This is a genomic window from Streptomyces sp. NPDC054961 (assembly GCF_053609145.1).
Window position 1 is genome coordinate 94,224 of the sequence record NZ_JBSGWY010000007.1, and the last position, 9,937, is coordinate 104,160.

The 9,937-nt window shown below is 72.2% G+C and carries 11 protein-coding genes; 7 read left to right on the forward strand and 4 right to left on the reverse strand.

The window, feature by feature from the left end:
* Nucleotides 1–5: 5 nt before the first annotated feature.
* The gene (locus tag ACWF9Z_RS09795) at nt 6–248 is read right to left on the reverse strand and encodes a DUF6228 family protein (RefSeq protein WP_453599544.1); all 243 of its coding nucleotides are present in this window, start codon (nt 246–248) and stop codon (nt 6–8) included.
* Between the two features lie 242 nt (nt 249–490).
* Nucleotides 491–1,456, reverse strand: a complete 966-nt coding sequence (locus tag ACWF9Z_RS09800) for a pirin family protein (RefSeq protein ID WP_453599547.1) — start codon at nt 1,454–1,456, stop codon at nt 491–493.
* 106 nt (nt 1,457–1,562) lie between these two features.
* On the opposite strand from ACWF9Z_RS09800, the gene ACWF9Z_RS09805 reads away from it, so the two are divergent.
* The 6 genes from ACWF9Z_RS09805 to ACWF9Z_RS09830 all read left to right on the forward strand — a co-directional run bounded on the left by ACWF9Z_RS09805 (nt 1,563) and on the right by ACWF9Z_RS09830 (nt 6,066).
* Nucleotides 1,563–1,913 carry a tetratricopeptide repeat protein gene (locus ACWF9Z_RS09805; protein ID WP_453599550.1) on the forward strand — a complete coding sequence of 117 codons (351 nt, stop codon included), beginning with the start codon at nt 1,563–1,565 and terminating at the stop codon, nt 1,911–1,913.
* A 180-nt stretch (nt 1,914–2,093) separates the two neighbouring features.
* The gene (locus ACWF9Z_RS09810; protein WP_453599843.1) at nt 2,094–3,290 is read left to right on the forward strand and encodes a methyltransferase; all 1,197 of its coding nucleotides are present in this window, start codon (nt 2,094–2,096) and stop codon (nt 3,288–3,290) included.
* A 64-nt stretch (nt 3,291–3,354) separates the two neighbouring features.
* Complete coding sequence (locus ACWF9Z_RS09815; protein ID WP_453599553.1) at nt 3,355–4,119, forward strand: MerR family transcriptional regulator; 765 nt, start codon at nt 3,355–3,357, stop codon at nt 4,117–4,119.
* A 230-nt stretch (nt 4,120–4,349) separates the two neighbouring features.
* The gene (locus ACWF9Z_RS09820; RefSeq protein WP_453599846.1) at nt 4,350–4,907 is read left to right on the forward strand and encodes a DUF6230 family protein; all 558 of its coding nucleotides are present in this window, start codon (nt 4,350–4,352) and stop codon (nt 4,905–4,907) included.
* Nucleotides 4,898–5,416 (forward strand): DUF6114 domain-containing protein, encoded by a 519-nt coding sequence (locus tag ACWF9Z_RS09825; RefSeq protein ID WP_453599556.1) that lies wholly within the window; start codon nt 4,898–4,900, stop codon nt 5,414–5,416. Before ACWF9Z_RS09820 ends, ACWF9Z_RS09825 begins: the two co-directional genes overlap by 10 nt.
* Complete coding sequence (locus tag ACWF9Z_RS09830; protein WP_453599558.1) at nt 5,413–6,066, forward strand: hypothetical protein; 654 nt, start codon at nt 5,413–5,415, stop codon at nt 6,064–6,066. The genes ACWF9Z_RS09825 and ACWF9Z_RS09830 overlap by 4 nt, the downstream gene beginning before the upstream one ends.
* A gap of 74 nt (nt 6,067–6,140) precedes the next feature.
* Here the strand turns inward: ACWF9Z_RS09830 and ACWF9Z_RS09835 are convergent, their stop codons facing one another.
* On the reverse strand, nt 6,141–8,885 hold the full coding sequence (locus ACWF9Z_RS09835; protein WP_453599561.1) for a penicillin acylase family protein: 2,745 nt from the start codon (nt 8,883–8,885) through the stop codon (nt 6,141–6,143).
* Nucleotides 8,886–9,060: 175 nt separating this feature from the next.
* On the opposite strand from ACWF9Z_RS09835, the gene ACWF9Z_RS09840 reads away from it, so the two are divergent.
* Entirely contained in the window at nt 9,061–9,360 is a 300-nt protein-coding gene (locus tag ACWF9Z_RS09840) for a DUF2087 domain-containing protein (RefSeq protein WP_453599564.1), read from the forward strand.
* Here the strand turns inward: ACWF9Z_RS09840 and ACWF9Z_RS09845 are convergent.
* A complete protein-coding gene (locus ACWF9Z_RS09845) occupies nt 9,333–9,806 on the reverse strand; it encodes a hypothetical protein (protein WP_453599567.1) in 474 nt (157 codons plus the stop codon). The genes ACWF9Z_RS09840 and ACWF9Z_RS09845 overlap by 28 nt on opposite strands.
* Nucleotides 9,807–9,937 lie beyond the last annotated feature (131 nt).

Sequence of the window (9,937 nt, forward strand, 5' to 3'; positions counted from 1 at the left end):
CAGCCTCACGCACCGACCCCCCGGCCGAGGAAGTGCCGGACATCGGTCGCGAGAGCGGACATCCGCTCGCCGGCTTCCAGCCAGGTGGTGACGGCTGCCTCAACACCGCGCTTTGCTGGCTGTCCACAACACAGCTCACCAGCTTCCACGACAGACCGACAGCGGGCTGCGGGCTGCGGGCTCGGAGGAGAGCCCACCCAGAGCCGCCCGCGGCAGCCGAAGAGCCCGGGGACTAGACCTCTCGGCATGAGGCTCCTCTGCCGAGAGGCGCGCCCACGCTCCCTCTCCAGGAATCTAACTACTCGTCAGTAGAGCCAGCAAAAGGTCAGCATTCGTCCGACCAGGCCTGACCACAGCCTGCTTCACATGAGACTCGGCCTCAAGACCGGGAAGCGCCCCCACAGGCCTCGTCGACGCCCGACGGACCTCCGGAATCGGAGGGACGGCGAGGCCACTACACCAGGCTCCACCTTCAGGGCATACGCGCAGTTCAGCGCACTCTTCCCCTAGCCTTCAGGCGGGTCACGGGGAGTTCAGGGGCAGGAATCGGAGCGCCGTCGTAGCCCTTCACCTCGCCGAAGCGACTGCCGTTCATCCAGTCCTCGCGGGCCTGTGCGATATCCTCTTGGGACCGGCCGATCCAGTTCCAGAACATCACGATCTCCTCCTCGAACGGCTCTCCGCCCAGCAGCATCAGGCCCGCGTCGGAGACCGCGCGCAGGGGGAGGTCCGTGCGGCCGCAGCCGAGGTAGAGCATCGAGCCCGGGAGGAGCGGGACGCCGTCGACGTGGGCTTCGCCCGACATCGACAGGACGGCGTACTCGAAGTCCGGGTCCAGCGGGAGGCGGGTCTCGGTGCCCGCCGCCAGGGTCAGGTCCGCGCCGACGATGGGGCTGTACGCCGTGCCGGGTGAGGTGGCGGTGTCCAGGGTGCCCAGGATGACGGTCGCGGTCAGGCCGGGGGCGGTGACCTGCGGGAGCTCCGCGTGGTGCTGGAAGTGCGGGGCCACGTCGCGGTGCGCGTCCGGGAGGGCCACCCACAGCTGTGCGCCGTGCAGGAAGCGGGCGTGGCGGCGCGGGCTCTCCTCCGAGTGGCTGATGCCGAGGCCCGAGGTCATGAGGCCGAGCTCGCGCGGGCGGATCGTCGCCAGGCTGCCGACGCTGTCGCGGTGCAGCACCTCCCCCTCGTGGAGCCAGCTCACGGTCTGCAGGCCCGAGTGGGGGTGGGGAGGCACCGCCATGCCGGGCTCGTCGGCGATGTCGTCCGGGCCGTAGTGGTCGACGAAGCACCAGGCGCCGACCATGCGGCGGCCCAGGTTCGGCAGCAGCCGGCGCACCTCGGTGGACCCGCCGAGCGTGACGGTGCGGGGGCTCAGGAGCTCGCGCACGGGCTCGGCGACGACGAAGCCACGGCCGCCGCAGGTGGCGAGAGCGGGCTGGCGATCGAGATTGCTCATACCGCACAACTTAGCCCCGACGCCGTCGGACCGGGCAGGGGAATGTACGTCCGGTTCCTCGTGTTGGAGCACGCGGACACAGCACCTGAACGGCGGAAGGGATCCGATGAACGAGCGGCAGGGCTACCTGGAGCACGGGACCGCGGCCGAGCGCTGGGAGCGCGGCGTGCTCTTCTTCGACGCGAAGGAGTACGCGAAGGCCGCCCGGGTCCTGCTCACCGTGACCGCCGAGGCCCCCGAGCAGCTGGCCCCCCGGCTGCTGCTGGCCCGCGCCTACTACCACTCCGCCCAGCTCTCCCGGGCCGAGCACGAGCTGCGCGCCCTCCTGGAGCAGTGGCCCGTGGAGGACTACGCGCACCTCATGCTCGGGCGGACCCTGGAGCGCCAGGGCCGCGCCGCCGAGGCGGCGCCGCACCTGCGGATGGCGGCCGCGATGGCCGGGGAACTCCCGGAATAGCACCGCGGAGCCCGGCGGAGCCCGGCCCGACGGAACCCCGGCGCGGCCGGGCGGAGCCCCACCGCGGCCGGGCGGAACCCGGCCCGCCGCCGGCCCGCCCGCATCTGCGGCCACTCACCCGGCCCCGCCCATGCGGGAGCGGGGCGGCCCCTCGGTTAGCCTGGGGGCAATATGAACCGTCTGACCACGCCCTTCGGCTCCTACGAGCTCGCCCGCTTCCCCGAGGACCCGCGCGACCGGCTCCGCGCATGGGACGCCGCCGACGAGTACCTGCTCCGCCACCTCGAATCCGGTACGGGCGAACGCGGCCCGGTGGATCTGGCCGGCGCCGGGCAGATCACCGTGATCGGGGACCGCTGGGGGGCGCTGACGACGGCGCTGGCCGCCCATCACCCCACGCAGATCACCGACTCCTCCCTGACCCGTTCCGCCACCGCGGCGAACCTGGACCGCAACGGCATCGGCACCGCCAAGAACACGGTGACCCTGCTGACGACCCAGGACGCGCCGCCCGAGCGGATCGACGTACTGCTCGTACGGGTCCCCAAGAGCCTGGCGCTGCTGGAGGACCAGCTGTACCGGCTGGCGCCGCACGTGCACGCCGGCACCGTCGTCGTGGGTACGGGCATGGTGAAGGAGATCCACACCTCCACCCTGCGCGTCTTCGAGAAGATCCTCGGCCCGACCAAGACCTCGCTGGCGGAGAAGAAGGCCCGGCTGATCTTCTGCACGCCCGGGAACCCCGGAGCGACCCATCCCACGACCTCCGGGCCGTGGCCGGTGACGTACACGGTGGACCAGGACGCGGGATCGGGTTCCGGTCTGACCGTGGTCAACCACGCCGGGATCTTCTGCGCCGACCGCCTCGACGTCGGCACCCGCTTCTTCCTCCAGAACATCCCGACGAACACGGACGGGGCCCGGGTCGTCGACCTGGGCTGCGGCAACGGCATCGTCGGCACGGCCGTCGCGGTCGCCGACCCGGACGCCGAGGTCGTCTTCACCGACGAGTCGTACCAGGCGGTGGCCTCGGCCGAGGCCACGTACCGCGCCAACGTCCAAGGACGGCTGGACCGCGCCCAGTTCCTCGTCGGCGACGGCGTCGCGATGCTGCCGCCGGGGTCGGTGGACCTGGTGCTGTGCAACCCGCCGTTCCACTCGCACCAGGCGACGACCGACGCCACGGCGCTGCGCATGTTCGCGCAGTCGCGCAAGGCGCTGCGGCCGGGCGGCGAGCTGTGGGTGGTCGCCAACCGCCACATGGGTTACCACACCCACCTGCGCCGCCTCTTCGGCAACAGCGAGGTCACCGCGAGCGAGCCGAAGTTCGTGGTCCTGCGGGCGGTCAAGCGGCGCGAGCAGCCCCGCCCCGCGTGACCTGCCACAACGCCCCTTCGGTAACCCGCCGGTAGGTCCCCCGGTACGTCCTACACTCGGCCGCGTGAGCAGTCAGGTGGATCAGGACGGGACCTCCGGCGGGCGCTACCGCCGGGAGGACGTGGCCGACGCGGCCGGCGTCAAGGTGCGCAACTTGCGCTACTACCAGGAGCGCGGGCTGCTCCCGCCGCCGCGCCGCGAGGGCCGGATCGCCTGGTACTCCGACGACCACCTCGCCCGACTGCGGCTGATCAGCGACCTGTTGGGGCGCGGATACACCGTCAACGGCATCGCGGAACTGCTGGCCGCCTGGGAGCAGGGCGGCGGCATCTCCCAACTGCTGGGCCTGGAGCGGGAGATGACCCGCGACTGGGAGCAGGAGGAGCCGGTCACCATGTCACGGGCCGAACTGCGCGAGCTGTTCGGCCCGACGGCGTCCGCCGAGGACACCCGCCGGGCGGCCGAGCTCGGCTACGTCACCGTCGACGGGGACCTGGTCACGCACCGGAGCCGGCGGCTGCTGGACGCGACGTTGACGCTGGTACGGGCGGGCGTGCCGCTCGGTGAGGTCCTGGACGCGGGGGTCTTCGTCCAGGCGCAGGCGGCCGCGGTCGCGGACCGGTTCGTCGCGCTGTTCCGGACGCACGTGATCGGTGCGGCAGGGCTGGAACAGCTTTCGGCCATGCGCCTGCAGCACATCACGGAGGCGGTGTCCGCGCTGCGTCCCCTGGCGGGCGGGGTCGTGGCCGCCGAGTTCGCGCGGGCGATGGCCCGGCGGGTGGACGCCGAGGTCGCGGAGCTGCTGCGCACGGAGACTCCTGGGGCGTAACCGGTCAGTAGGACTCGGCCGAAAAGGTACGCCCGAGCAACCTTGCCAAGCTTCATTGGCACTCTTACATTCAACTCGTCGGTAACAACGGTGCACAGCCGAACATAAGGGACGATCTCATGGCAGATTCCCCGAAGTTATCCGAGTCACCCGAACCGCCCGGCCCCGGTGACGGGCCCGACGGGAGAGCCGGCGGCGCGGGCCGCGTCCGCTGGCGCCGGTTCGCCGTACTGACCGTCCCCGCCGTGGCCGTGACCGCCGGCCTCGGCATCGCCCTCGCGCAGGGCGCGCTCGCCGCCTCCTTCGCCGTGTCGGGGCAGCAGTTCAAGGTCTCGGCGACGAGCCTGGAGGGCGAGGGCTTCGCCCAGTACGGCAGCGTGGACGTCAACGCACGCGAGGAACTCATCCCGGTGGCGGTCACGGCCATCAAGGAGGCCAAGCTCCACAGCCTCTGCCAGTCGGTGGTCACCACCCTCCCGATCATCGGCGACATCTCGCTCAACCTCACCGCCGGCCAGAAGGCCCCCGTCGAGGCCAGCAACCTGTTCGTGGACGCCACCCAGCTCTCCGGCGACGCGGTCTTCACCAACATCGAGATCGGCCGGGACGCCTCCACCCTCGACAAGGGGCCGACGGAGGCCGTGGGCATGCAGGACCTGTTCGCCCAGCAAGCCGACACGGTCAGCATCACCGACCTCCACCAGACGGCGTGGGCCACCAACGCGGGCACCTTCAAGCTGTCCGGGCTGAACATGAACATCAGCAAGGGCAAGAAGGAATGCTTCTGACCCGCTGGCGCCGGTGGCGGCGCGGGCGGCCGTTCTGGGGCGGACTGTTCGCCATCCTCGCCGGGGCCGAGATCTGCGCCCTGCCGCTCGCGCCGCTGAAGATCATGCTCCAGCAGGGAGTGGCCGGGATCCCGTCCGTCCTGATGGGCGTCTTCATGATCGTGCTCGGTCTCACCTCGTGGTTCTCGCCCGCGCAGCGCAGTCTGGCCGGCGTCCTGACCACCCTCATCGCCACCGCCGCACTGGTCCTGTCGAACCTCGGCGGATTCCTGATCGGCACGCTGCTCGGCATCCTCGGCGGCGGCCTGATGTTCGCCTGGCAGCCGTACGCCGCTTCGCGCGCCCCCCTCCCCGGCGCCACACCCACGTCGACCCCCACGTCGACCCCCGCGCCGGACTCCACCTCGGTCTCCCACCCCGCTACCCCCGCCGCTACCCCCTCCGTCTCCACCCCTGTCTCCACCCCCGCTCCTCCGCTGCACCACGATCCCCAAGGAGCACAACCATGAGCCGCACACGCACCACCCTCACGCTCGCCGCGGCCGCCGCGGCCGGAGCCCTGTCCCTCGCCTCGGTCTCCGCCACCGCCGCGCCCTTACCCCTGGCCGGGTCGACCACCGTCACCCCGGCCGGGCACGCCTTCAACGCCACCCTCAGCGGGAAGGCCACCCTCAAGGCCGGTTCGGTCACGGTGACCTGTACGGTCTCCGTCTCCACCGGCGCGGTACCCGCCGCTCCCGGGAACACCAACCCGGCGGGCCCGGTCTCCTCCCCCATCTCGCCGCCCACCTACAGCTCCTGCACCTCCAGCATCTGGGGCGTGACCCCCACGGTCACCACCAGCGGCGCGTGGTCGGTGTCCATGCAGAACGGTTCGCCGGTCACCGCCACCATGGGCGTGCCGACGGGCGGACTCGTCGTCCACACCACCGGTCTGGCGACCTGCACCGTCACCGCCGCCCCCACCGGCCCCGCGAACGTCAACGGGACCTGGACCAACGGCTCCCCGTCGACCCTGACCTTCACCAACGCCTCGGTCCCGGTCACGGTCACCGGCGGCTTCGGCTGCCCGACGAGCGCGACCTCGTCCACTTTCAACGCCGTGTACAAGGTCACCGACACCACGGACCCGGCGCAGCAGATCACCGTCGGTCCCTGACCGGCCCCGCACGGGAAGGCCCCCCCCCCCCCCGCCCCCCGGGGGGGGGGGGGGGGCCGACGTGCGCGGGGGCCTCAGCGATGGGCGGGGAACTCCACCACCTGCTGGTAGGTGGGCCGGTTCTGCCAGTTGATCTGCGGATGGGCCAGGCCGCCCACCGGGCGCTGCACGATCGCGTCCGCACACCACTGGTTGCCGGCGGCGCAGGTCCCGTCCGCCGGGTAGACGGCCGCCGGGGTGGCCGCGGCCGCCTGCTTGAGCGTGGCGGTCATGGCGTCGCGGCACGCGGCGAGCGAGCCTCCCCCGCAGTACGCCCGGGCCAGCGGGCCCGACACCGGGCGGCCCAGCACCGTACGCAGGTCCTTGTCCGCGTAGCTCCACCAGCCGTACTGGAAGGCCGATCCGGCGTGCGCGCCGGTGGGCCCGTGGCCCGCGTTGGGCGCCTCGTCGACGGACAGCGAGGCCCGCAGGGCGTCGTAGAGCGGCGCTCCGAGGCCGGGCTTGAACTCCGCCTCGACGAGCAGGGGCCACCAGGCGTCCATGATCCGGATGGCGTCCGCGTGGGCGTACGTCTTCGAACCGGGGGCGGTCTCCTTGCGTTCGGCGCCCGCCGCCTGCCAGGCCGCGAGTTTGTCGACCGCGGCGCTGACGGCCGGATCGGTCACCGGCTGACTGCGCAGTACCGCGAGCAGTTCGGGCAGCAGGTTCTCGGCCCGCAGGTCGGTGACGGCCGCGTCCGCCATGGCCTGGGTGAGCTTGGCCCGGGTCACGCCGCCCGCCGCGACGAGCGGTTTGACGCGCTGGTCGATGAGGTCTCCGCGGTGGACGGAGCCCATCCCGAAGCCGGCCGCGCTGTAGTCCTTGGCCTGCTTGTTGTTCCAACTGATGTAGTAGTCCTGCCCGATGGACTGCGGATGCTCGGCGGGCGGGGTGTAGGCCGCGGTGTTGGCGGCCGGGTCGAAGCCCTGCCACTCGTACTGCTGCTCGCCCAGGACGGGCAGCGCGGCGTCGACGCCCGCGGGCCGGACCGGGTTCGATCCGCTGTTGTAGTACGCCGCTTCGCGCGAGTCGGCGTAGAACCAGTTGAAGGCGTAGCCGATGTGCTGGGCCGCCTCCTGGAAGCTGCGGGCGTCCTTGACGGAGGAGGGGTCGTTCAGCATCTGGAAGCCGATGATCGAGTCGGCCTCGTGGCGGTAGGTGGAACGCAGCGCGGTGTAGGCGACGGGCTTGCCGGCGACCGCGGCCCGGTGGGTGACGATGCCGTAGTGGGCGCGCCACACCTGCATGCGGTAGGAGCCGTTGGGGGTGGAGTCGGCCACGGACGACTTCCAGGCGTTGGTGTGCTCCAGCTTCTCCATGGGCGTGCAGGTGCCCCGGTAGAGGTAGGAGGTGCTCGCCTTGGTGGGGGCGCCGCCGCCCGGCTCGCACAGTTCGACGGCGAAGGTGTCGGTGATGTCCTGGCCCGCGGAGGTGGCGCTCCAGGCGTAGTCCTGGCCGCGGCCGAGCTGTACGTACATGCTGACGCCGGCGAAGGAGGCGCCGCGCGCGCTGATGCCGGGACCCTGAAGCTCCTGGAGCATGAGGAGTTGAGGGGCGAGGTAGCCGGTCTGCGGGCCGAACACGGCCACCGGGTGGCCGCTCGCGGTCTTCGCGCCGGAGACCAGCAGCGCGTTGGACATGCTCTGCTTGACCGGCTTCGGCGGATCGGCCGCCGCGGCGGTCGCGGCCGAGCCCGTACGGTCGTAGACGAGCGGTTCGGCGGTGACCGAGCCGGCGTCGGGCAGGGCCTGGCCCTGCGGACTGGCGGGCTTCTGGGCGTACGGGAAGCTCGAGCCGTCGTGCACGGTGAGGACCGCTTCCGGGTCCTCGCGCTCACGGAAGGACTCCCAGACGCGGGTGCCCTCCTCCAAGCCGTACGTCTGCTGCGCGGACAGCAGGGAGAGCGCGGCCTGCACCTCGCCGCCTCCGCCCCCGCCGAACAGGCCGCCGACCACGGAGGCGAGGGCGATCAGGTCGGTGAGCTTGAAGGGCTGGATCTCCCCGGCGTTGGTGAGGGAGTCGATGTGGCCGGTGAGCACGTACTCGCCGGGGAAGTAGCGGCCGTTCTTGGACTGGACGCGGTAGGCGTTGATGCCGTCGATGTACGCCTGCGAGTCCTCCATCGCGATCCGCCCGCGCTCGCCCTCGGTGGTCCGGATCCGGTCCACCTGGGCCTGCAGGTCCGCCTCGGTGTACGGGGCCTGCGGCCAGAACTGCTGCTCCAGGCCCTGGTTGGCGAGGGCCCCGCCCGCGAAGGGGGTCAGGTCTCCGCGGCCGACGTGGCGGAAGAGGTCCATCTGCCAGAGCCGGTCCTGCGCCGCGGCGTAGCCCGCGCCGAAGGACGTGCCGTAACGCGTCGTCCCCTTGATGTGCGGGACGCCGCTCTTCTTGTCGCGCGTGATGGTGACGTCGGAGCGGGGGCTGGTGGTGGACTCGACCTGGCTGCTGGGGACGCCGAAGGAGGCGTCGTTGAAGAAGTCGTTCACCTTCGCGTCGGTGAGCGCCGGATACCCGGCCACCAGCGAGTCGTAGCGGGACAGTTGGTCGGACGTGTGGGCGGGCATCGTGCCGAACACCTTGTGCGCCAGGATCTGCGCGAGCGTGGCGTTGCCGCTCTGTCCGGGCGGCAGGATGTCCGCGCACTGCTGGCCGCAGTAGTCGGCGACGGGCAGCGGTACGGGTACGTCGGCGGCGGCCGCGGCCGGGGCCAGCAGGGCCGCGCCGAGGGCGATGAGTGCGGTGGCGACGGCCGTGCGCGTACGAGGGGTGGGGCGTCGCATACGTGCTCCTCCGTGGGGGGCAGGAACCGGTCACGGGGAGGGTACTGGGAGGCACTACCACTCAGTAAGATGAACGACCGTCACTTTTTCGGCCGGATGCGCCGTGCGAGGGCGGCGGGTCGGGGCGGCGGAAATTCCGTTGCCCCGGGCGCGGCCACGGGTGAAGCTCTGGGACATGTCACAGAGCAGCACTGAACTCCCCCCGCGCGCACGACGCGGCGTCTCGGACCTCTTCACCGCCGGCGGCCGGCTCACGACCATCCCGCGCAAGGCGGCCCGGCGCGAGCAGTTGCTCACCCACCTGACCGAGACCCTGTTCGCGGTGGACCGCGACTACACGGAGTCCGAGGTGAACGGGCTGCTGCTCACCGTCCACGAGGACTGCGCGGCGCTGCGGCGGTACCTGGTCATCGCCGGGCACCTCAGCCGTACCCGCGACGGATCCGGCTACCGTCGGGCCACGACCACCCGGTAATGGGTCGTCAGCCGGCCGTCCTCGCCGATGACATGGAAGGCGACGGCCGGCGGCTCGTCGAGGTGGACGTACTCGCTCTCCCCCGACGCCGCCTCCCACGGGAGGCGCGTCGTGGACACGACCCCGGGCGCCACCAGCAGCGGCCGCCCCGCGAAGGTGGTCGCCGCGCCCGTGTGCGCGTGTCCGCACAGGAACGCCGCCACGTGCGGGTGCCGCTCGACGAGCGCCGCCAGCCGCTCCTCGCCGAACTGCCGGATCCCGTCCACGTACGGGATGTGCAGCGGGACGGGCGGGTGGTGGAAGGCGACCAGCACGGGCACCTCGCGCGGGGTGTCCGCGAGCACCCCGTCCAGCCAGGCCAGCGTCGAGTCCTCCAGGTGGCCGCGGTGCTCGCCCGGGACGGACGAATCGCACACCGCGAGCACGAAGCCCTCCCCGCGCAGCACCTGGTCGACCGGGGCCGCGGACGGCCGCTCCTCCCCCAGCAGAGGCCGCCCCGTGGCCGCGCGGGGGGGGGGGGTGGCCGGGCAGTCGCTCCGGGGGGGGGGGGAGCGCGGGGGCGGGGGGGCGCCCGCGG

Bases quoted from the DNA above. Each gene is read 5' to 3' on its own strand.
- ACWF9Z_RS09835 (WP_453599561.1), bottom strand. From the start codon at position 8,885: ATGCGACGCCCCACCCCTCGTACGCGCACGGCCGTCGCCACCGCACTC.
- ACWF9Z_RS09825 (WP_453599556.1), top strand. From the start codon at position 4,898: ATGCTTCTGACCCGCTGGCGCCGGTGGCGGCGCGGGCGGCCGTTCTGG.
- ACWF9Z_RS09800 (WP_453599547.1), bottom strand. From the start codon at position 1,456: ATGAGCAATCTCGATCGCCAGCCCGCTCTCGCCACCTGCGGCGGCCGT.
- ACWF9Z_RS09805 (WP_453599550.1), top strand. From the start codon at position 1,563: ATGAACGAGCGGCAGGGCTACCTGGAGCACGGGACCGCGGCCGAGCGC.
- ACWF9Z_RS09840 (WP_453599564.1), top strand. From the start codon at position 9,061: ATGTCACAGAGCAGCACTGAACTCCCCCCGCGCGCACGACGCGGCGTC.
- ACWF9Z_RS09830 (WP_453599558.1), top strand. From the start codon at position 5,413: ATGAGCCGCACACGCACCACCCTCACGCTCGCCGCGGCCGCCGCGGCC.
- ACWF9Z_RS09795 (WP_453599544.1), bottom strand. From the start codon at position 248: ATGCCGAGAGGTCTAGTCCCCGGGCTCTTCGGCTGCCGCGGGCGGCTC.